Source organism: Brevundimonas bullata (genome assembly GCF_014207965.1).
Lineage (GTDB): Bacteria > Pseudomonadota > Alphaproteobacteria > Caulobacterales > Caulobacteraceae > Brevundimonas > Brevundimonas bullata_A.
On the sequence record NZ_JACHLM010000006.1, the window covers coordinates 279,465 to 298,617 of the forward strand.

A 19,153-nucleotide genomic window follows, 5' to 3' on the forward strand; every position below is an offset into this window, starting at 1 on the left:
CCCCGACCGCCTTCACACGTCGTAGCCCGGCGATTTTCGTTCCAACTGACGCAGAGCGCCAGGCCAGGCCAGGGCGGAGATGAAGCCGATGCCCCGCCCCTGGTCCCTGGTCTCCGCCTGGGCCGCATCCGGCGCGATCAGGACGTTCTCGCGTCCGCCCGACAGGGCCGCCACCTGCTGGGCGCAGGCCCGCTCCAGGAAGAATATCCCGACCCAGGCCTGGGCCGCCGTCTCGCCGACCGCCATCGTGCCGTGGTTGCGCAACAGCATCAGCGGCTTGTCGCCGAGGTCCGCCACCAGCCGCTCGCGCTCGTCGTGGTTCAGGGCCAGACCTTCATAGCCGTGATAGGCGACCTGATGCTGCAACAGACAGGCGTTCTGGCTGATCGGCAGCAGACCGTCCGTCTGCGCCGCCACCCCCACCCCGTTCACAGTGTGCAGGTGGATGACGAACTTGGCGTCCTCGCGCGCGGCGTGGACCGCCGAATGGATAGTGAAGCCGGCCGGATTGATGAAGCTGGTCGTGTCCTGAACAATGTTCCCGTCCAGGTCGACCTTCACCAGAGAAGAGGCTGTAATTTCATCGAAATACCAGCCGTAGGGATTGATGAGGAAATGATGCTCGGGCCCCGGCACGCGCGCCGAGACATGGGTGAAGATCATGTCGTCCCAGCCGTGCAGCGCCACCAGGCGATAGAGCGCCGCCAGTTCAACGCGCGCCTGCCACTCGGCCTCCGACACCCGCGACTTCAGCGACGCCGCCGATCCGTCCGCCATGACGACCTCCCTTATCATTGTTCGGTTGAACCTCGCCCCGCTCTGGCGCGGCGTCAAGCGACCCACGTTCATTGCAGAAGGTTTTCGTTAACCCTGTTTTCACGCCATCAGGATGAGTATGCCGCGCGGCCGAGGCGGCCGTCTTTCGATAAGCGGAGCCGCCAGTGTCCACAGTCGTTCCGCTAGACCCCGAAAAACCCTCGCAGGCTGTGCCCTTGGCAGGCCTGAATCAGTTGCTGGACCTAGCCAAGAAGCGCTCCCCCGACGATCAGCATCGCCTGCTGATGGGGGTGGCCGGCCTCTACGAATCCGCCGCTGATCATGGCGGCGCTCCTGACGCCCTGGCCGACATCTTCGTCGCCCTGACCCGCAGCGCCGAACGCGAAATCCGTCAGGTCCTGGCCCAACGGTTGGCCAAGGTGGACTGGGCGCCCGCCGCCCTGGTGCGGATGCTGGCGGCCGACGAAATCCAGATCGCCCGCCCCGTGATCGCCGCCAGCCCCCTGTTGCTGGACGATGACCTGCTGCAACTGCTGACCGACTGTTCGATCGAGCATCAGATACAGGTCGCCCTGCGCCCTGACCTCGGCGCCGCCGTGGCCCGCGCCATCATCGCGGGCGGCGATCCGGCGGTGATGACCGCCCTGGCCACCAACCGCAGCGCCCAGATCGAAGGTTCGGCTTTCGCCGATCTGGTGGATCGGTCGCGTCAGTTGGCCGCCCTGCGCGCGCCGCTAACCCGTCACCCGTCGCTGGACGAAGACCTGGCGCTGCGCCTGTACCAGTGGGTCGGCGAGGCCCTGCGTCAGGCGATCAGCGACCGCTTCACCATCGATCCCGCCCGCTTGGCCCAGACCGTTCAGGACGCCGCTCAGGCCACAACCCGAACCACCGCCGCCACCTGGGACAACGCCCCCATCACAGAAGACACCGACGCGCGGCTGGTGGCCAAGCTTCATGCGGCGGGTCAGTTGCGTCCCGCCTATCTGATCCGCGCCCTGCGCGAGGAAAAGCTGGGCGTCTTCGCGCACGGCCTGGCCACCTTGGGCCGGTTCGAGGTCGCTCAGATCCATCGCGCCCTTCAAGGCGACACGGCCCGCCCCCTGTTCCTGGCCTGTATCGCGGTGGGGCTGGACCGCGCCGCCTTCCCTGCCCTGCTGACAGAAATCCGCAAGCTGAACAAAGGCTTCCCGCGCGACCCTGACAGTTCGGCCTGGCGCCTGGCGGAACGCTCAGCTGATCAGGCCGCCTATGAGTTTCGCCTGCTGATGGCCGATATCGAGAGCGCTTCCGTTTGACACAGCCCCTCGGCTCCGCTTGCCTAGAGCTGTGACCATGCTCGCCCCCCTTGCCCTGACCTTCGTCGCCAGTGACCGCCCCGAAGCCGTGGCGGCGCGCGAGCGCCTGACCGAACGCTACGGCTCCGTCCCGGTGGCCGAGGCCGACGTCATCGTGGCCCTGGGCGGCGACGGCTTCATGCTGGAGACCCTGCACAACAACCTGCAGCTCCGCACGCCGGTCTATGGCATGAACCGCGGCTCGGTCGGCTTCCTGATGAACGACTATGACGAGGAGGACCTGCTGATCCGTCTGGCCGAGGCTGACCGCACCGTCATCCATCCCCTGCAGATGGACGCCTGGGTCGAGAGCGGCGAAGTCCACAGCGGCCTGGCCATCAACGAGGTCTCCCTGCTGCGTCAGACGCGCCAGAGCGCCAAACTGCGCGTCAGCATCAACGACAAGGTGCGGCTGGAGGAACTGAGCTGCGACGGCTGCATGGTGGCCACGCCCGCCGGATCGACGGCCTATAACCTGTCGGCGCACGGCCCGATCATTCCTCTGGACGCGCCCAGCCTGGCCCTGACCCCGATCAGCGCCTTCCGGCCCCGCCGCTGGCGCGGCGCCCTGCTGTCGCACACGGCGCGCGTCCGTTTCGACGTGCTGGAACCCGACAAGCGCCCCGTCAGCGCCACCGCCGACAATTTCGAAGTCCGCCGCGTCACGCGGGTTGAAGTGCGCGAGCGCCGCGACATCAGCCTGACCATGCTGTTCGACGCCGGCAAATCTTTCGAGGAACGCGTCATGGCCGAACAATTCGCCAGCTGAAACGTCACGGGTTTTTAAGGCTCGGTCGCGTAAGCTCCTGGCTACGAGTTCAGGAGCCCGTCACGTGAGCAACCCTCCCCAGGTCATTCGCCCCCCCAACCCCCTGCGCGCCAAGGTCGGGGGCTTCGGCGGCATCGACGCCAACGCCATCGCCAAGGCCGAAGCCGCGCTAAAGGCCATGTCGGCCCAGTTCGGCCAGTGGCTACAGGACGAAATCGTGAAGCTGGATCAGGCCCAGGCCGACATCCGCGCCAACGGCTACACCCCCGAAACCGCCGAGGCGCTCTATTTCCGCGCCCATGACCTCAAGGGGCTGGGGGCCACCTATCAATACCCGCTGGTGACCCGCATCGCCGGATCCCTGTGCCGCCTGATGGACGACGGCGAAAAGCGAATGCTGGCGCCGGTCGCTATTCTTGACGCCCATATCGACGCCATCCGCGCCGTGGTGCGAGACGAGATCCAGACCGACGAACATCCCGTCGGCCGAGAGTTGGCCGCAACCCTGGAAGCCCGCGTCACAGAACATCTGGCCTGACACCCGCGAAGGGCCATAGGAAAAGGCGCCGCCGATGCCGGGGCCGCCTTTTTTAATGCGTGGCGCTTGGGATCACGCGGCGCTGACCGCCGCGTCGACGTCGAGGCCCATGTCCGAAGGGCGATCCAACCGCTCCATCAGATAGGCCAGGTCGTCGCGCGAGGTGTTGGGTCGCTGGCTCAGGAACCGCTCCAGCATCCGCTGGCGGAAGGTGTCGCTGGCGGTGTCTCCGCCCTCGGCCTGCAACGCCCGCCAGGTATCGACACCCGCGCGGAAGGCCTGGAACAGGCGCGGCGGTAGGCCGGCCCGATCATAGATGGATTTAAGGCCGAGCGGCCCGGCGTCATGCACCATCAGCCAGGCCCGATGATGCGGCGTCCCGGCCAGTTCGGCCAGGGCATGTTCGAACAAGGCCATCTGACCCCGCGCCAAGGCCCGCAGCAGGAGAGAGGCGTTCAGCACCTTGCGCGCATTCAACCCGGCGACGAAGGCCGGCAGGTCCCTACTGACCCGCGCCTGATCCACCAGATCAATCGTCGCCCGCTCACGCGTGAACCGAGCAAACTGAATCGCAGTCTCGGGCGCCACGGCGTGACGTGTCACCAGATGTTCACGCACAGCGTCGCTGGCCAGGGCCACCAGACGCTCAGTCACCGACAGGGGCAGAACCTGACGATAGGCGATGGCCGAGACGATCTCGGATGCCTGACCAAAGCGGTCGATGACCACGCCCAGGGCGTCTTCGGACAGATCGGCATTGTCGTTGGCGGCCAGGGCCCGAACCGCCGAGCGGCAGCCCTCCGCCGCCAGCACCGTGGCCACGTCGCGCGGCACCCGGTCGCGCGACGCCACCGCGTTCTGACGCACCGCCGATCCGGCGCGGACGATCTCGATCAGGTCGTCGTCGGTAAAGGCGGGCGAACAGGCGATGATCGGCAGGGCCACGCTGTCCGTGTCCGCGACCAGACGGCGCGCGACCTCGCGCGGCATCAGGTCAGACGCCTTCAAGGTTACAGCCAGAGCACGACGCACCAGTTCGGCGGTGTCGTTCGCCATGACGGTGAGTATCTTTTGTGCAGCGGCGCGGTCCGCGTCGTCCATCTGCATCCGGTCGATGCTGCGGCACAGCTTGTGCGCCGCCGCCGCGCGGTCGTCTTCCGCATCCGATTTGATCAGACGCCTGATGTCGCTTTCCGTCAGTCGGGCGCGGTAGGCGGTCATTCGGGAGCTCGCAAGCTAGGCGGGGCGAAGAATCAATCGTCACGCTTAGCGTTACATAGTTAACACCTCATTAGGAATGAGACGAAACCATGTTCTTTTACGCCGCCGTCTCCGAGGGCGGCCCGAAGGCTCCGCCGAAGCCGCTGCTCTTGCCGCCCTGCCCGTCCTGACCCAGCAAGAGAGCCAGCAGACTCTGGTCCTGCTTCAGCCGATCCAGGCGCGCCGCCAGCATCCGGTCCTTGTCGCTCAGGTCCGGCGCGGCCTTGACCGCCGAGCCGACGCCCGAAGCCGGAGCCCCGTCACCCGCTGTGCGCTGCAGGTTGGCGTGCACCTCGGCCACCGTGGCGTGGCGGCCGTTGCGATAGAAGATCGAGCGATTGGCCGAGGCCGCATCGGGGAAGAGCGAGGCCGCGCTGGCGCCCGGCCGCGACTGCATCGCCTCCATCAGCTTGGCGGCGCCCGCCGGGCCGAGGAAGTGGGCGGCGTAAAGGTCGCCTGCGCCGGGTTCCTGCCCCGTGCGGCCGCGCAGATAGGCGGCGTTGGAGGCGGTCAGTTCGGCCGCCATGGTCGAGGCGGCCTGAGGATCGAAGCGCAGGTCAAGGACCACGTTGCGGGCCGAGCCCTGCACCCGCCAGCGGCCGTCGTCGCCACGATGGATCAGGTCGGCGTACTGGCCGTAGCCGTGCTTGGCGCCGTGCTGCTTCACCGTGGCCAGCCAGGTCTGCTCGATGAACTGGAACAGGCCCGAGGCCGACGAGGTGCCGGCGCGCGCAGACGGGTTCATCGCGCTCTCGCGACGGGCCGTCTTCATCAGGAAATCGAAGTCCACGCCGGTCGCGCTGGACGCACGCCGGATGGCCGCTTCAACCCCGCCAGATGATGGAATCGCTCCTACGCTCATATGGTTGACGGTCGCTAACCAAGGTTAACGAACCCCTAACGATCAAGCGCCGCAATATCGCCGCAAGCTTGGCGCGAACTTCGTTCCGTGGGCGCTGGGGAGGGCCGACGACAGGAGGCGTTGAAGGCCATGATGATCAGAACCGCGGGCGGCCCCGGACTGGTGAGCCCGATAGACTTTTCCGAGCGTAAAAAGCCGATGCCGCGCTGGATGTGGGCGGCGATCGGGGTTTCGGCCCTGGTCCATATCGGTGCCGGGGTGTGGCTGTACAATCAGCGGTTCGAGCTGGCGGACATTCCCGCCGTCGAGGACGGACCGATCACCACGATCGATCTGACCCCCTACCCCAAACCGCCTGAGCCGACCGTCGCGCCCAAGGACCCGCCCGCGCCGTCGCCGCCGATCCATCGCGCCGAGACCGTCCTCCCGTCCACCGTGCCCCTGCTGGTGGCTCCGATTGCGCCCGTCACCTCGACCGACACGGGGCCGGTGATCAATCTGACTGCGCCAGCCAGCGAGCCCTCGACCGGCACGACCGTCTCCGCCGAGCCGGTGCGCTCGCCGCCCGTCATCACCAATCCCGACTGGGTCAGGCGTCCAACGGCGGAGCAGATGATGCGCGCCTATCCGTCCGCCGCCGAGGCGCGCGGCGTCAGCGGGCTCGCCAACCTGTCTTGCCTGGTCAGGGTCGACGGAAGCCTGACCGGCTGCTCGGTGTCATCGGAAACGCCCGGCAATCAGGGCTTCGGTCGAGCCGCCCTGGGCCTGACGCGCTACTTCCGCCTCAGCCCGCGCACGGTGGACGGTCAGGCCGTCGACGGCGCCCGCGTCAGCATGGCCATTCGCTTCAACCTGCCGGACTAGCCCTGGCTTCGAAGGCTAGATGAAGCGACGGGGGGCGAGGGTCGGTTCTTTCGAGGACCGGCCCTCGACTTCGTCCGCCACCACGCTGGCGACCAGCGGCCCCAGCAGCCAGCCGTTGCGGCGAGGCCCCAGAGCCAGATGCAGCCCCTCCTCCACCGCGCCAGCCATCGGCAAACCGTCGGGCGTGGCGCCGCGCACGCCGACGCGCCACTCGATCTGAAGCGGACGCGGCGTCTGGCCCAGCACGGCCCAGGCCGCTTCCAGCATCTGGGCGCAGCGCTCGGGATCGGGCGTCAGCGACCGCTCGCCCGCCTCCATGGTCGCCCCGATGACGCAGCCTGTTCCCATCGGCGCGACATAGGCGCCGGGCCCGCGCACGACGCGATCGACCAGTCGCTCGTTTACCAGACCGATCTGGCCCCGGATCGGGCTGATCAGGTCCAGCAGGCGCGCGGCGGTTTCAGGCAGGCCGCCCAGCGCGGCGCCTGCCCCTGTCGCCAGCACGACCTGATCGGCCTCGATCGGACCCGCTGTGGTCTCGACGCACCAGCGCCCGTCCGACCGCGAGAGGGCCGTTGCACGGGCTTCCAGCATGCGAACGCCCCGCGTCAACACCGCCAGAGCCTGCGCCGGTTCGACCTTCCAGTCCTCTTGCGTGATCAGCCGTCCGGTCTCGCGGTCGTAGGCGTGTTCGAACCCCAGCGCCGCCAGCCGCGCCGCCAGAACCTCGACGTTCCCGCCGCACCACTCGGCCGCGTCACGGTCCAACCGGACGCCGGTCGCCGCCGCGAAATCAACCCAGGCGTCGCGGGCGCGGCGCAGCAGGGCGGCGTGTTGGGGGCTCAGGTCGTCGACGGCGCTTTCCATAGCCGGGGCGATCATCCCCGCCGCCACGGCCGAGGCGTTCAGCCCGCCGGGATCGACCACGGTCACCGCATGGCCGCGCCGCGTCAGTTCCGTCGCCGTGCACAGGCCCAGAACGCCCGCGCCGACCACCAGGATGTCTTGAGAATTGAAAAGGGGCACGGGCTGTCCTTCGACCTCCCGCGCCCCGATTTCAAGCCGGCTTGTGTCTTACTCGGCGGCGAGCTTGGCCGCGCGCGCCTCTTCCAGACGCTTGGTCAGGGCTGCGTGCTGGCCCCACAGAGCCTTGGGCAGACGCTCGCCGAACTTCTCGTAGAAGGCGGGGATCAGGGCGGCTTCCTCGGTCCAGACGTCGGCGTCGACGTCCAGCAGGATCTTAAGATCGGCGTCCGACAAGCTCAGGCCCGACAGGTCCAGCGCATCCTTGGCCGGCACGCGGCCGACCGGGGTATCCACTGCCTCGGCCTGGCCGTCCAGACGCTCGACGATCCATTTCAGCACGCGGGCGTTGTCGCCAAAGCCCGGCCAGACGAACTTGCCTTCGTCGTTCTTGCGGAACCAGTTCACGAAGAACAAGCGCGGCAGCTTCGACGCATCCGCCTTCTCGCCCAGCTTCAGCCAGTGGCCGAAGTAGTCGCCCATATTGTAGCCGCAGAAGGGCAGCATGGCGAACGGGTCGCGGCGCAGCTCGCCGACCTTGTTCTCAGCGGCGGCGGTGCCTTCCGAGGCCACGGTCGAGCCCATGAAGACGCCGTGCTCCCAGTCGAAGGCTTCCGTCACCAGCGGCACAGCCGAGGCGCGGCGACCGCCGAACAGGATGGCGTCGATGGGCACGCCCGCCGGGTCTTCCCACTCGGGCGCGATGGCCGGGCATTGACCGGCGGGCGCTGCGAAGCGGGCGTTCGGGTGAGCGGCGGGCTCGCCCGAGGCCGGATCGTGCGGCTGGCCCTTCCAGTTGGTCAGGCCCGCGGGCGCTTCCTTGGTCAGGCCTTCCCACCAGACGTCGCCGTCAGCGGTCAGGGCGACGTTGGTGAAGATGGTGTTCTTCGCCAGGGTCTCGAGCGCGTTCAGATTGGTGTTGCGGCTGGTGCCGGGCGCCACGCCGAAGAAGCCCGCCTCCGGGTTTACGGCGTACAGACGACCGTCCTCGCCGAAACGCATCCAGGCGATGTCGTCGCCGACCGTCTCGGCCTTCCAGCCGTCCAGCGCCGGTTGCAGCATGGCCAGGTTGGTCTTGCCGCAGGCGCTCGGGAAGGCGGCGGCCACATATTTGGACACGCCCTCGGGGCTGGTCAGCTTGAGGATCAGCATGTGCTCGGCCAGCCACCCCTCGTCGCGGGCCATGATCGAGGCGATGCGCAGGGCGTAGCACTTCTTGCCCAGCAGGGCGTTGCCGCCGTAGCCCGAGCCATAGGACCAGATTTCGCGCGTTTCGGGGAAGTGGACGATCCACTTGTCGTCATTGCAGGGCCACGGCACGTCGGCCTGACCTTCTGCCAGGGGCGCGCCCAGGGTGTGAACGGCGGGCACGAAGACGCCGTCGGCGCCCAGCATGTCCAGCGCCGGCTTGCCCATGCGGGTCATGACGCCCATCGACACGGCGACATAGCCGCTGTCGGTGATCTCGACGCCCAGGGCGGAGATCTTGGAGCCCAGCGGGCCCATGCAGAACGGGACGACGTACATCGTCCGGCCCTTCATGCAGCCGTCGAACAGGCCGTCCAGGCGGTCGCGCATCTCGACCGGATCGGCCCAGTTGTTGGTCGGGCCAGCGTCAGCCTCGTCTTCCGAGCAGATGAAGGTGCGGCTCTCGACGCGGGCCACGTCCTTGGGGTCCGAAGCGGCATAGTAGCAGCCGGGGCGCTTGGACTGATCCAGTTCCTTCAGCGTGCCCTTGGCGATCAGGTCGGCGACGATGGCCGACTTTTCGGCCTCGGAGGCGTCGCACCAATGCACCCGGTCCGGCTTGGTCAGCGCCGCGATCTGCGCGACCCAAGCGACCAGACCCTTGTGGTCGGTCGGCGCGGGATAGAGTCCGGGAATCGATACGTCTGCAGTCACAACATGGTCTCCTGAACCAGGGCCGCCCGACGATCTGACGCCGTCGTGACGAGTCGGACGCTGATCACGTCCTGTTTCAGGCGCAATGCCATCTGAGGCGACGCAAGGTCAACCGTTGCCGCAATTCACTCTCACCGGAATAAATTTGCTGCGCTGCAGCAAGTTTTATGGTCGCGACCGACCCTGGCGGGGGATAACAAGACCGGATGCACACCATGGACCCCCTCGCCGCCCTGCCCGACGGAGCCATGGCCTCGCCCGCCGCGGTTCGCAACGCCGAGGCGATCCTGGCGGTGCTTCGGGCCCATCTGCCGAAACGCGGGCGGGTTCTGGAAATCGCCGCAGGCTCAGGCCAGCACGCTGTCGCCTTCGCCAGCGCCCTGCCGGGCCTGCAGTGGACGCCCAGCGACCCTAGCTCGGAGGCCCGCGCCAGCATCGGCGCCTGGGCGGCCAAAGCTGACCTGCCCAATCTTCAAGCGCCGCTGGCGCTGGACTGTCTGGAGGAGGCGACATGGCCCGAGGCCGCGTTCGACGCCGTCGTCTGCATCAACATGATTCACATCAGCCCCTGGGCGGCGACCGAGGGCCTGATGAAGCTGGCGGAACGCGTCCTGCCGCGCCCCGGCGGGCTTCTCTACCTCTACGGCCCCTATCGCGAGGCCGAGGCGGCTCTGGCCCCGTCAAACGAGGCCTTTGACGCCAGCCTAAGGGGCCGAGACCCCGCCTGGGGCCTGCGCGACCGGGACCAAGTCGTCGCCCTGGCCCGATTGCACGGCCTGACGCTGACGCTGCGGGCGGACATGCCCGCCAACAACATCAGCCTTCTGTTCAGACGGGTTTGATCCGCGCTTTACGCGCAGACGCCCTCAAGCTCAGGCGATGGTCGCGACCACCGCCGACAGTTCGGCGCGTTCATTGATCAGGGCGACCTTGTCGCCACGGAAGACCGCGCCCGGCGCATCCGCCGTCAGCCCGAAGACTTCAGCCGCCAGCGCCACGCTGTCGGCGAAGGCCAGCACCGGCAAGCCCTGCGCCTTGGCCAGCAGCAGCAGCGATTTGACCTGAGCCACGCCCGCTTCGTCCGCCTCGCCGCCTGGCACAACCACGCCCTTGACCCGTCCGCTGGTGATGTCCTCCGCCGTGGCCGTGGCCAGCACGGTCACGCCGCCGCTGACCAGACTGGTGTCGCCGGTCGAGATCGGCGCCAGTGACACGCCGTCAATGCGCAGCGCGGTCTCCATGTCGCCCAGAGGACCGAAATCCATGCCCTTGCGCATGATCAGGCCCATGCGCAGACGCATGGGGGCGGGGCGATTGAAGCCAGGACGAGTGCGGGGGGCGGTCGAATTGTTGCGTTGAGCGGACAAGACGTCTCCTTCAAAGGTTATCGTTCAATATTCAGTCGCCTGTTCAGAATGGATCAGGCGAAAAGCCCCGCGTTGGGAACTGAAAACGAGAATCGCCGCGTCACGGCGCGGCCGGACGCGATCTGCATCAGTTCGTTGGGGTGACTGAACATATAGAGCCGCTGCGCTCAGGGTCAATGACAGGTCACGCCCATCTGATCTCAGAGCTATTCAGATAGCCTGCGCGATATCTTTGCGAACATCGGTCGCACCGGCCCTTGCCTGCCCGCCCTCCGGCCTTCTACAGAGCCGCATATTCGAGGACTGACCGCCATGGCTTTCACCCGCACCTACGACGGCCTTGAGCCTGTCCGCATCAACAAGTGGCTGGGCCAGACCGGCGTCTGCTCGCGCCGCGAGGCCGAGGCCCTGATCGCCGCCGGCATGGTCACTATCGACGGCGAGAGCGTCACTGATCCCGGCCGCAAGATAGAGCCGGGCCAGACCCTGACCCTGAACGACCGGGGCGAAGCCGCCCTGGCCTCGGGCGTCACCATCCTGATCCACAAACCGCTAGGCTATGTCTCGGGCCAGCCTGAGCCGGACAAGATCCCCGCCGTGCGCCTGCTGACCGCCGAGAACCTGGTCGGCGAAGGCACGCCCCCCGCCGAGGACGCCTCCCTGCCCCCCATCGGCCGCCTGGACGAGGATTCGCGCGGTCTCCTGATGCTGTCGTCCGACGGCGTGGTGGCCAAGGCCGTGATCGGCCCGCAGTCGAAACTGGACAAGGAATACCTGGTCCGTATCGAAGGCGATGTGACCGAGAAGAAGCTGGCCTTGCTGCGCCGCGGCCTGATGCTGGACGGGCGCATCCTGAAGTACGCCAAGGTTTCGCGCATGGAGCAGAACCGCCTGCGCTTCATCCTGACCGAGGGCCGCAACCGCCAGATCCGCCGCATGTGCGAGATGGTGGACCTGGAAGTCACGGACCTGCTGCGCATCCGCGTCGGGCCCATCCACCTGAACAACCTGCCCGAGGGCAAATGGCGGATGATAACGAACGAAGAACGCGACGCCCTGATCAGCGGCTCTACCTACTAAGGTTTAGCTGGCGACGATCCCGGCCAGCCGGGTCAGCTCCGACACATGGGCGGCAAAGGCCGTCTTGCCGTCCGGGGTCAACGCCAGCCAGGTGCGCTGACGCCCCCCCGCCGCCGCCTTGCGGACCTTGAGATAGCCCGCGTCCTCCAACTGCTTGACGTGCTTGGACAGAACGGAATCGGACACGGCGATGGCGTCGCGAACCGTGGCGAACTCCACCTCGTCCGCCGCCGACAGCATGGCGCAGATCTGCAGCCGGCCCGGGGCGTGAATGACAGCGTCGAAGACAGGCGCTCTCACGGCATGCTCCGAACGTCGATGCGATACAGCCGCATCCAGACGCGCATGCCGATCACGCCCAGACCGGCGGCGACAGCGCCGTTCAGGAGGGGAACCCAGATCAGGCCCTGCATGCGGCCCGCCCAGATGCTGAACAGCATAAGCCCCATGAGGATCACCCCTAACCCGATCGCGGCCCAACGTGCGCGCTTCGGGCTGTAACCGTTGACCCAGACGCCGGTGCGGGCCTGCCATTTCCGCATGATGATCACCAGGATGGCGATCGCCACTGTCACACAAACGATGCCGATCGGCGCCGGAAACCCCTGCCCGGCCACAAGCAAGGCGCAGGCAGCCGCATAGCCGGCATCATACCACCACGGCCAATATTCCATTTTTTCAAGGGCTTGCTCCCGGCCTTCGAGAACGATTGCGAGCGCCTCCTGGGGCGTCTGTTCAGCGGGCATTGCGATCCTCCATCACTTTCCAAATAGGAAAATGACTCTGACTTTCCAGATCGTCAAGTCATAAGTTTCCAGGTTGGAAAACTAAGACCGCAACGCCTCGAACCACCGCTGCAACAAGGCCGCCTCTTCGCGGTGCGCCGCGACGCGGGCGGCGGCTTCCTCGTCCACGCCCCAGCGTTCCTCGGTAAAGGCCTCGTCCAGCCGCGACAGGTCCAGCGCCGCCTCGCCCGACAAGGCGCCGCGCTGCACCGCCAGCCCAAGCACCGCCGAGCCCAGCAGGGGCACCGCCGTCGCCAGCGCCGTCAGGGCGTGGTCGTCCATGTCCAGCGCCAGCGCCTTGACCCGCTCCAGCGCCTCGGGCGCCTGCGCCCGGTGCACGATGCCCTCGGCGGGATGCAGCACCACGTCCAGCTCCCTGGCCGCCCAATCGCGCCAAGGCCCCCACTCGGCCTGCTGGCGCTCGATCAGAACCGTCGGATGTTCGGCCAGATAGCAGATGACGTCCGACCCGGCGTAGGCGGCGATCTCGGCGGCCACCGGCTCGCGCGTTTGACTGACCCGGTCGATAGCGGTCGAGGCCAGACGCGTCGCGGGCATGGTCCCCGGGATCAGGAACTCGCCTTGCGCCGCCCATTCGTCCGCCACCAGTTGCGCGGCGGCTTCGGTCGGCAGGGTCAGGGTGGCGCCAGCGGGCGTCTTGGGCGTGCGCCCGTCCAGACGCACCGTCCAGCCGCCGTCGTCCCTCGTTACCTCGACGGCCTTCCAGGAGCGTTTGATGCGCTCCTCCGACTCACGAAACCCCTTGCGGGCGGCGACATTGGGATCAAGCGGGGGAATGTGGGACATGGGTGGTCTCAAGCAGCCAAATTACGCAGCGAGGGCAGTCGAGGCGAAGCGCTCCAGCGCCGCCTCCAGATCAGGGCAGTCGACGGCGACATGACGCGCGCCAGCCGCCACCTGCTCCTCAAGGGTATGGAAACCCCAGCCGACGCCCAGTGGATGAACGCCCGCGTTCAGGGCCATCGTAATGTCGTGGCTGGTGTCGCCGATCATGACGGTCGAGGCCGCGTCAGCCCCGCAAGCGGTCATGGCGGCGAACAGCATGGCCGGGTCAGGCTTGCCTGGACCGTCCGCCGCGCAATGGCTGGACAGGAAGAGCTCGCTCCACTCCGGCCGCGCCAGATTGCGGGCCACGCCGCGCCGGTTCTGCCCCGTCGCCAGCGACAAGCGCCAGCCTTCGCGCTTCAACCGCCGCAAGGTTTCCATGACGCCGGGATAAAGCTCTTCGCTATGCCCGGCGTCATACATGTCGCGGAAACTGGCCTGAAACGCCGCCACGAAGTCTGCCAGTTCAGCCGTCGTCAGGCCGGGCTCCAGCACATGCAGCGCCTTGTCCAGACTCAGCCCAACGATCTGGCGCACCCGGTCATAGGAAGGCTCGGGCAGACCCAAGGCCTCCGCCGCATCGCAGCAGGCCCGGTGGATGGACGCGCGGCTGTCCACCAGCGTCCCGTCGATGTCGAAAACAGCGAGCGGACGGCTCATCGCTGGCGCTTGACCCCTTCGAACGGATCGCTGTCGCACTCGTCCTCAGTGAAGCCGAAGTGGGCGAAGCCGGCCTGGATCTCGGGGCTCAGCGGGGCCTCGACGATCAGGGTGCCGCCGCCGGGGTGATCCAGCTCGATGCGGCGCGCGTGCAGTTGCAGCTTCAGGATACCGCTCAACTGCTTGGAGGCGTCGGTGCCGTACTTGTGGTCGCCCAGGATGGGGTGGCCGATGGCCGCCATGTGAGCCCGCAGCTGGTGGGTCCGCCCGGTGAAGGGACGCAGCGCCATCCACGACGCGCGGTGCGCAGCGCGGCTGATGGTGGCGAAGGCGGTCTCGGCCGGTTCGCCCTTGGGATCCTTGGGCTCGGCCGGGCGCATCATCTCGTAGTCGTTGATGCCGGTCTTCTTCAGCGCCAGGTCGATCTGCCCGTGTGTCGGCTTGGGGGTGCCGATGACGATAGCCCAATAGGTCTTCTTGGCCTGACGGCGGGCGAAGGCCCCGGCCAGACGCTTGGCCGCCTCCGGCCCCTTGCCGAGCAGCAGCACGCCCGAGGTGTCGCGGTCCAGACGGTGGACCAGACGCGGCCGGTCCATCCCCTCGCCCCAGGCCGACAGCAGGCGGTCGACGTGCTTGGTCGTCTTGGTGCCGCCCTGCACGGCCAGACCATGCGGCTTGTTCAGAGCGATGACCATGTGGTCTTCGTAGAGGACCAGCGACTTGGCGTAGGCGATGTCGCGTTCGGTCAGTTCATGCAGGTCGCCCGGCTTGCGCGGATTGGCCTCGGGCAGCGGCGGCACGCGCACGGCGGCGCCGGCGGTCAGCCGGTCCTGCGGCTTGACCCGCGAACCATCGACGCGGATCTCGCCCTTGCGGGCCATCTTTTCCACCTGGATGTGGGTCAGGTGCGGCCAGCGGCGCTTGAACCACCGATCCAGGCGGATGTCGTGTTCGTCCTCAGCAACATAGAGGGTCTGGACTTCGCGGCTCATGCGCCCACTCCGGTAAACAGTTTGCGCGCGATCATCAGGCCGACGAACAGGGCGGCGATGGAAATGACCACCGAACCCACCGCATAGACGAAAGCCGTGGCCAGTTCACGGCGTTCGATCATCAAAGCGGCTTCCAGCGAAAAAGCCGAGAAGGTGGTGAAGCCGCCCAGCACGCCGACGGCGGCGAACAGACGGAGGCTCTCCTGCCCCGCGCCCGCCTTCAGCGCCAGCCATCCGGCCAGCAGGCCCATCAGCAAACCACCGGTGATATTGGCGGCGAAGGTGGCCCACGGCCAGTTCGCGCCGGGGGCCAGTCGACCCACGGTCAGACCCAGCCCATAGCGTGCGACCGCCCCCAGGGCGCCGCCGACGGCGACAAGAAGAAATTGCGTCATGCCGGGCTTCTACACCGACACGCCGCGAATGACAGCGGTTGGCGGCCCTTACAGCCGGTTGCGGATCGCGTCCTGGACCCGGCGCGCGTCATAGGCGGCGGGGCGATCCGGCTTGGCGCCGCGGCCCATGACGATTTCGAGCGTGGTCGAGGTGGGTTGCGGCCCGCTAAGGTCAAAGCCCAGACCGACGCCCACGCCGGAAGTCGACCAGCCGCCGTAACGACCGGAGCCCGCGCCGATCGAGACGCTGGGGCGCACGCCCCCGGCGCTGTCGGGCCGTCCGTCGATCCAGCGCTGCGTCACCTCGAACCAGTCATAGCCCTGATCGACGGTCAGTTGCGCGGCGCGGAACAGGGCGCGGTCGGCCACAGGTCCAGGCGCGCCGACGCCGTTGTAGGTGACGCGGAATCGATTGGTTTCAATCTGCTGCTCGCTGAATCCCTGTCCGCGCGCCGACTGCTGCGGACCATAGGGGGCCAGGCTGGCGCAGGCGCTCAGCGCCAGGGCGGAGGCTGCGATCAGGCCGAAGGTCAGACGTTTCATGCCGTTTCTCCCTGCCCGAATAGCGCCGGGCCCGTCGGGATGTTCCGCCGCGAAGCTGAACAGAGACTGAACCGGCTAGAGACCCGCCGCTGTCTTCAGCCCCATGAAGTCCTCGGGCAAGGGCGCTTCCAGCGTCACGCGCTCGCCGCCCTCGGGGTGCGGGAAGGACAGCTTGGCGGCGTGCAACATCAGGCGCGCCGCGCCGCGCCCGGCGAAGGTCAGCGCCCCGCCGTAACGCACATCGCCCACCAAAGGCCGACCGATCGAGGCCATGTGGACCCGCAGTTGATGCATCCGCCCCGTCTCGGGCGACAACTCGACCAGAGCCCCGTCTTCACTAGCGGCCAGAGTGCGATAGCCGCTGACGGCCCCTTGCGCGCCCGGGGCGTCGAACTCGACCACCCGCATGTAGGATTCGCGGCCGATTTCTTCGCGGCGCAGGGCGGCGGTGATGCGGCCCGACTTCGGCTCGGGAGCCGCAGACACCAGCGCCAGATAGGTCTTCTGGAAGCGGCGCATCTGCATGGCCTTGCCCAGGAAGCCGGCAGCGGGCTTGGTCTTGGCCGCCAGGATGACGCCCGAGGTATCGCGGTCCAGCCGGTGCACCAGTTCGGGCCGCTTGCCGTTCGAGCGGGCGAAGGCCCACAGTAGGTCGTCCAGGGTATGGGCCTGAATGCGACCGCCCTGGCTCGACAGGCCCGACGGCTTGTTGAAGGCGATGATGTGCGCGTCCTCGTGGATGACCCACGAACGGACGGCGGCGATGTCTTCTTCGTTCAGGGAAGCGGGCTGGCGGGTTTTCACCCGCCGAGCCTTTAGCGGAGGACGCCCTTCTTCGCCATGGTCCAGGCGTACCAGATGAAGAAGACGCAAGCGGCCCCGATGACGACGTTCATCGCCCAGGCGTTCGGCCCCGCTACAGCCGACGCATCGGACAGGACATGGCTGTAGATCTGCCCGCCCACAAAGCCGAGGAACGACAGGATGAAAACGGGCGTGGCCCACCGCCGACGCGCCAGCAGCAACAGGGCGCCCAACAGGCCACCCCACACCCCGATGGCCCAGGTCGCGTGCGTCCAGGCCGGCATGGCGTCGAAAGAGGCGATCTGTGCGTCGGTCATGCCGAAAGCCCGCAGGTGCGCCTCCCCCTTCAGATGGGTCATCGTGTAGTCCCAGCAGCCAAAGGCGTTCCACAGAACGGCCACGACGCCCACCACCCACAGATGCCAGGGCGTCGCTTGACGCCTTGCAATATCGATCATCATTCCCTCCCCAGGTTGCGATCAGCGAGAAGCTAAGCCCGAACCGCCATGCTTAACAATGAACGCTGATCAGGAACCCGCAACGCGCCACGGCGGGTTCATCCGGTTCTCTCCCGCCCAGTAGAAGCAGAGACGATTGCCGTCAGGGTCGCGCAGCCAGGCTTCGCGCCACAGCCAGGTCTGATCCACAGGATCATGATCAAAGGTCACGCCCGCCGCCTTCAGCCCGGCCACCCGCTCGTCCAGATCGGCGCACTCGAAATAGATGCCGGCCCCGCCCGGCGTCACCTGATCGGCCAGGTGGATCGAAAACGTGGCGGGGGCCCCCGATCCGTCGCCGGGACAGATGAAGCGGGCGTAGTGCGCGCTGGACACGATCATGGTCAGCCCCAGCCGCTGATAGAAAGCATTGGCGCGCGGAATGTCCGTCGTTTCGACTGTGACCTGATTGAGATTCATGGCGGTGCGCATTTCACAACTGAGGGACGCAGGACTTAGGAACCCCACGGCCTCGCTTCAACGCGAACACCGCCTCAACCGTCCTTCTGCGCCCGCGCCCGCATCGCCGCCCAGCGTTCCAACCGCGCCTTGACCTTCTCCTCATGGCCCTCGCCCTTGGGCTTGTAGAAGGTGCGGCGCTCCATGTCGTCGGGGAAGAAGTTGGCGCCGGAGAAGCCCTCGGGCGTGTCGGGGTCGTACTGGTAGCCCTTGCCGTAGCCGAGCGACTTCATCAGCTTCGTCGGGGCGTTGCGGATATGGGCGGGCGGCATCAGCGAGCCCGTCTCGTGCGCCGCCTTCTTCGCCGCCTTGAAGGCCTCATAGACCCCGACCGACTTGGGCGCGGTGGCCAGATGGACCACGGCCTGCGCCAGCGCCAACTCCCCTTCAGGGCTGCCCAAGAAGTCGTAGGTGTCCTTGGCGGCATTGGCGACCATGATGGACAGGGGGTCAGCCTGACCGATGTCCTCGACCGCCATGCGCACGATGCGCCGGGCCAGATAGAGCGGGTCCTCGCCCCCGTTCAGCATGCGCGCCAGCCAGTAGAGCGCCGCGTCCGGGTCCGACCCGCGCACCGACTTATGCAGGGCGGATATGAGGTTATAGTGTTCTTCTCGGCTCTTGTCGTAAGCTGGCGCCCGCTTCTGAAGCACGCCCGCGAGCGCCTGCACATCCAGCAGATCGCCGCCCCGGTCTGGGCCAGGCAGATCGAACAGCACCTCCGACATGGTCAGCAGATAACGCCCGTCGCCGTCGGCCAGGGCCAGCATGGCGTGGCGCGCTTCCGGCGTCAGCGGCAGGGGCCGGTCCATCAGCGCCGCCGCCCGATCCAGCAGTTGATCCAGCGCCGCATCGTCCAGACGCTTCAGCACATAGACCTGTGACCGCGACAGCAGCGCCCCGTTCAACTCGAACGACGGGTTCTCGGTCGTGGCCCCGACCAGGGTGACCACCCCCTCCTCGACGAAGGGCAGGAAGCCGTCCTGCTGGGCGCGGTTGAAGCGATGGATCTCGTCCACGAACAGCAGGGTCTGCTGACCCGCCGCCCGGCGCATCCTTGCCGCCTCGAACGCCTTTTTCAGGTCAGCAACGCCGGAGAAGACGGCGCTTATCGATTGATATTCGTAGCCCGCCGCCTTGGCCAGCAGGCGTGCGATGGTGGTCTTGCCGGTGCCGGGCGGTCCCCACAGGATCATGGAGCCCAGACGTCCGGCCTCGATCATACGACGGATCGGCCCGCCTTCGCCCAGCAGGTGGTCCTGACCCACGACCTGTTCCAGCGTCTGCGGACGCAGACGGTCGGCCAAGGGCGCGTCAGGGGGATGGATGCCGGAGGCTTCGAACAGGTCACTCATGGAACAGCCTAGATAGGCGTTCGTTCAGGCGATTACAC

General features: G+C 67.3%; 23 protein-coding genes. 6 read left to right on the forward strand and 17 right to left on the reverse strand.

Features of this window, described 5'->3' with window-relative positions:
• Window positions 1-12 precede the first annotated feature (12 nt).
• Window positions 13-777, reverse strand: a complete 765-nt coding sequence (locus HNP51_RS16470; RefSeq protein WP_184272561.1) for a class II aldolase/adducin family protein — start codon at window positions 775-777, stop codon at window positions 13-15.
• 164 nt (window positions 778-941) lie between these two features.
• Between HNP51_RS16470 and HNP51_RS16475 the strand changes: the two genes are divergently transcribed.
• The 3 genes from HNP51_RS16475 (at window position 942) to HNP51_RS16485 (ending at window position 3,421) form a co-directional block, all read left to right on the forward strand.
• Window positions 942-2,075: a DUF2336 domain-containing protein gene (locus tag HNP51_RS16475; protein WP_311769962.1), complete on the forward strand. Its 1,134-nt coding sequence runs from the start codon at window positions 942-944 to the stop codon at window positions 2,073-2,075.
• 37 nt (window positions 2,076-2,112) lie between these two features.
• Window positions 2,113-2,883: an NAD kinase gene (locus tag HNP51_RS16480; protein WP_184272558.1), complete on the forward strand. Its 771-nt coding sequence runs from the start codon at window positions 2,113-2,115 to the stop codon at window positions 2,881-2,883.
• 64 nt (window positions 2,884-2,947) lie between these two features.
• Window positions 2,948-3,421, forward strand: a complete 474-nt coding sequence (locus HNP51_RS16485; protein WP_184272555.1) for an Hpt domain-containing protein — start codon at window positions 2,948-2,950, stop codon at window positions 3,419-3,421.
• Between the two features lie 72 nt (window positions 3,422-3,493).
• Here the strand turns inward: HNP51_RS16485 and HNP51_RS16490 are convergent, their stop codons facing one another.
• Entirely contained in the window at window positions 3,494-4,642 is a 1,149-nt protein-coding gene (locus HNP51_RS16490; RefSeq protein WP_184272552.1) for a DUF2336 domain-containing protein, read from the reverse strand.
• 97 nt (window positions 4,643-4,739) lie between these two features.
• Window positions 4,740-5,543 carry a transglycosylase SLT domain-containing protein gene (locus HNP51_RS16495; protein WP_184272549.1) on the reverse strand — a complete coding sequence of 268 codons (804 nt, stop codon included), beginning with the start codon at window positions 5,541-5,543 and terminating at the stop codon, window positions 4,740-4,742.
• Window positions 5,544-5,672: 129 nt separating this feature from the next.
• Between HNP51_RS16495 and HNP51_RS16500 the strand changes: the two genes are divergently transcribed.
• Window positions 5,673-6,407, forward strand: a complete 735-nt coding sequence (locus HNP51_RS16500; protein WP_184272545.1) for a TonB family protein — start codon at window positions 5,673-5,675, stop codon at window positions 6,405-6,407.
• Window positions 6,408-6,422: 15 nt separating this feature from the next.
• Here the strand turns inward: HNP51_RS16500 and HNP51_RS16505 are convergent, their stop codons facing one another.
• Both HNP51_RS16505 and HNP51_RS16510 read right to left on the reverse strand, forming a co-directional pair.
• The gene (locus HNP51_RS16505) at window positions 6,423-7,433 is read right to left on the reverse strand and encodes an FAD-dependent oxidoreductase (RefSeq protein WP_311769961.1); all 1,011 of its coding nucleotides are present in this window, start codon (window positions 7,431-7,433) and stop codon (window positions 6,423-6,425) included.
• A 48-nt stretch (window positions 7,434-7,481) separates the two neighbouring features.
• Window positions 7,482-9,332 (reverse strand): phosphoenolpyruvate carboxykinase (GTP), encoded by a 1,851-nt coding sequence (locus HNP51_RS16510; RefSeq protein WP_184272543.1) that lies wholly within the window; start codon window positions 9,330-9,332, stop codon window positions 7,482-7,484.
• Between the two features lie 215 nt (window positions 9,333-9,547).
• On the opposite strand from HNP51_RS16510, the gene HNP51_RS16515 reads away from it, so the two are divergent.
• Window positions 9,548-10,174, forward strand: a complete 627-nt coding sequence (locus HNP51_RS16515) for a class I SAM-dependent methyltransferase (RefSeq protein ID WP_260398549.1) — start codon at window positions 9,548-9,550, stop codon at window positions 10,172-10,174.
• Between the two features lie 30 nt (window positions 10,175-10,204).
• Here the strand turns inward: HNP51_RS16515 and HNP51_RS16520 are convergent, their stop codons facing one another.
• On the reverse strand, window positions 10,205-10,699 hold the full coding sequence (locus tag HNP51_RS16520) for a hypothetical protein (RefSeq protein ID WP_260398548.1): 495 nt from the start codon (window positions 10,697-10,699) through the stop codon (window positions 10,205-10,207).
• Between the two features lie 312 nt (window positions 10,700-11,011).
• Here HNP51_RS16520 and HNP51_RS16525 point away from each other — a divergent pair, with 312 nt between their 5' ends.
• Window positions 11,012-11,779: a pseudouridine synthase gene (locus HNP51_RS16525; RefSeq protein WP_184272537.1), complete on the forward strand. Its 768-nt coding sequence runs from the start codon at window positions 11,012-11,014 to the stop codon at window positions 11,777-11,779.
• 3 nt (window positions 11,780-11,782) lie between these two features.
• Here HNP51_RS16525 and HNP51_RS18700 read toward each other — a convergent pair whose 3' ends face one another.
• The 11 genes from HNP51_RS18700 to HNP51_RS16575 form a co-directional block, all read right to left on the reverse strand.
• Complete coding sequence (locus tag HNP51_RS18700) at window positions 11,783-12,079, reverse strand: transcriptional regulator (RefSeq protein WP_311769960.1); 297 nt, start codon at window positions 12,077-12,079, stop codon at window positions 11,783-11,785.
• Window positions 12,076-12,525, reverse strand: coding sequence for a hypothetical protein (locus HNP51_RS18705; protein ID WP_260398547.1), 450 nt, complete (start codon window positions 12,523-12,525; stop codon window positions 12,076-12,078). The genes HNP51_RS18700 and HNP51_RS18705 overlap by 4 nt, the downstream gene beginning before the upstream one ends.
• Window positions 12,526-12,606: 81 nt before the next feature.
• Window positions 12,607-13,371 carry an ATP12 family chaperone protein gene (locus tag HNP51_RS16535; RefSeq protein ID WP_184272531.1) on the reverse strand — a complete coding sequence of 255 codons (765 nt, stop codon included), beginning with the start codon at window positions 13,369-13,371 and terminating at the stop codon, window positions 12,607-12,609.
• Between the two features lie 21 nt (window positions 13,372-13,392).
• A complete protein-coding gene (locus HNP51_RS16540; protein WP_184272528.1) occupies window positions 13,393-14,070 on the reverse strand; it encodes an HAD-IA family hydrolase in 678 nt (225 codons plus the stop codon).
• Entirely contained in the window at window positions 14,067-15,062 is a 996-nt protein-coding gene (locus tag HNP51_RS16545) for an RluA family pseudouridine synthase (RefSeq protein WP_184272525.1), read from the reverse strand. The genes HNP51_RS16540 and HNP51_RS16545 overlap by 4 nt, the downstream gene beginning before the upstream one ends.
• On the reverse strand, window positions 15,059-15,457 hold the full coding sequence (crcB, locus tag HNP51_RS16550; RefSeq protein WP_184272522.1) for a fluoride efflux transporter CrcB: 399 nt from the start codon (window positions 15,455-15,457) through the stop codon (window positions 15,059-15,061). The genes HNP51_RS16545 and crcB overlap by 4 nt, the downstream gene beginning before the upstream one ends.
• Before the next feature lie 48 nt (window positions 15,458-15,505).
• Entirely contained in the window at window positions 15,506-16,000 is a 495-nt protein-coding gene (locus tag HNP51_RS16555; RefSeq protein ID WP_184272519.1) for a CC0125/CC1285 family lipoprotein, read from the reverse strand.
• A 75-nt stretch (window positions 16,001-16,075) separates the two neighbouring features.
• Complete coding sequence (locus HNP51_RS16560) at window positions 16,076-16,804, reverse strand: RluA family pseudouridine synthase (RefSeq protein WP_184272516.1); 729 nt, start codon at window positions 16,802-16,804, stop codon at window positions 16,076-16,078.
• A gap of 11 nt (window positions 16,805-16,815) precedes the next feature.
• Window positions 16,816-17,262 carry a hypothetical protein gene (locus tag HNP51_RS16565; RefSeq protein WP_260398546.1) on the reverse strand — a complete coding sequence of 149 codons (447 nt, stop codon included), beginning with the start codon at window positions 17,260-17,262 and terminating at the stop codon, window positions 16,816-16,818.
• Window positions 17,263-17,331: 69 nt separating this feature from the next.
• The gene (locus HNP51_RS16570; protein ID WP_184272509.1) at window positions 17,332-17,721 is read right to left on the reverse strand and encodes a VOC family protein; all 390 of its coding nucleotides are present in this window, start codon (window positions 17,719-17,721) and stop codon (window positions 17,332-17,334) included.
• Window positions 17,722-17,795: 74 nt separating this feature from the next.
• Complete coding sequence (locus tag HNP51_RS16575) at window positions 17,796-19,115, reverse strand: replication-associated recombination protein A (protein ID WP_184272506.1); 1,320 nt, start codon at window positions 19,113-19,115, stop codon at window positions 17,796-17,798.
• Between the last annotated feature and the right edge of the window lie 38 nt (window positions 19,116-19,153).

What these genes read in the sequence shown, in the direction of transcription:
- HNP51_RS16535 (WP_184272531.1), bottom strand. Translation starts at nt 13,371, where the DNA reads ATGTCCCACATTCCCCCGCTTGATCCCAATGTCGCCGCCCGCAAGGGG.
- HNP51_RS16575 (WP_184272506.1), bottom strand. Translation starts at nt 19,115, where the DNA reads ATGAGTGACCTGTTCGAAGCCTCCGGCATCCATCCCCCTGACGCGCCC.
- HNP51_RS16470 (WP_184272561.1), bottom strand. Translation starts at nt 777, where the DNA reads ATGGCGGACGGATCGGCGGCGTCGCTGAAGTCGCGGGTGTCGGAGGCC.
- HNP51_RS16480 (WP_184272558.1), top strand. Translation starts at nt 2,113, where the DNA reads ATGCTCGCCCCCCTTGCCCTGACCTTCGTCGCCAGTGACCGCCCCGAA.
- HNP51_RS16500 (WP_184272545.1), top strand. Translation starts at nt 5,673, where the DNA reads ATGATGATCAGAACCGCGGGCGGCCCCGGACTGGTGAGCCCGATAGAC.
- HNP51_RS16555 (WP_184272519.1), bottom strand. Translation starts at nt 16,000, where the DNA reads ATGAAACGTCTGACCTTCGGCCTGATCGCAGCCTCCGCCCTGGCGCTG.
- HNP51_RS16525 (WP_184272537.1), top strand. Translation starts at nt 11,012, where the DNA reads ATGGCTTTCACCCGCACCTACGACGGCCTTGAGCCTGTCCGCATCAAC.
- HNP51_RS16540 (WP_184272528.1), bottom strand. Translation starts at nt 14,070, where the DNA reads ATGAGCCGTCCGCTCGCTGTTTTCGACATCGACGGGACGCTGGTGGAC.
- HNP51_RS16490 (WP_184272552.1), bottom strand. Translation starts at nt 4,642, where the DNA reads ATGACCGCCTACCGCGCCCGACTGACGGAAAGCGACATCAGGCGTCTG.
- HNP51_RS16570 (WP_184272509.1), bottom strand. Translation starts at nt 17,721, where the DNA reads ATGAATCTCAATCAGGTCACAGTCGAAACGACGGACATTCCGCGCGCC.
- HNP51_RS16495 (WP_184272549.1), bottom strand. Translation starts at nt 5,543, where the DNA reads ATGAGCGTAGGAGCGATTCCATCATCTGGCGGGGTTGAAGCGGCCATC.
- HNP51_RS16565 (WP_260398546.1), bottom strand. Translation starts at nt 17,262, where the DNA reads ATGATCGATATTGCAAGGCGTCAAGCGACGCCCTGGCATCTGTGGGTG.
- HNP51_RS18705 (WP_260398547.1), bottom strand. Translation starts at nt 12,525, where the DNA reads ATGCCCGCTGAACAGACGCCCCAGGAGGCGCTCGCAATCGTTCTCGAA.
- crcB (WP_184272522.1), bottom strand. Translation starts at nt 15,457, where the DNA reads ATGACGCAATTTCTTCTTGTCGCCGTCGGCGGCGCCCTGGGGGCGGTC.
- HNP51_RS16515 (WP_260398549.1), top strand. Translation starts at nt 9,548, where the DNA reads ATGGACCCCCTCGCCGCCCTGCCCGACGGAGCCATGGCCTCGCCCGCC.
- HNP51_RS16545 (WP_184272525.1), bottom strand. Translation starts at nt 15,062, where the DNA reads ATGAGCCGCGAAGTCCAGACCCTCTATGTTGCTGAGGACGAACACGAC.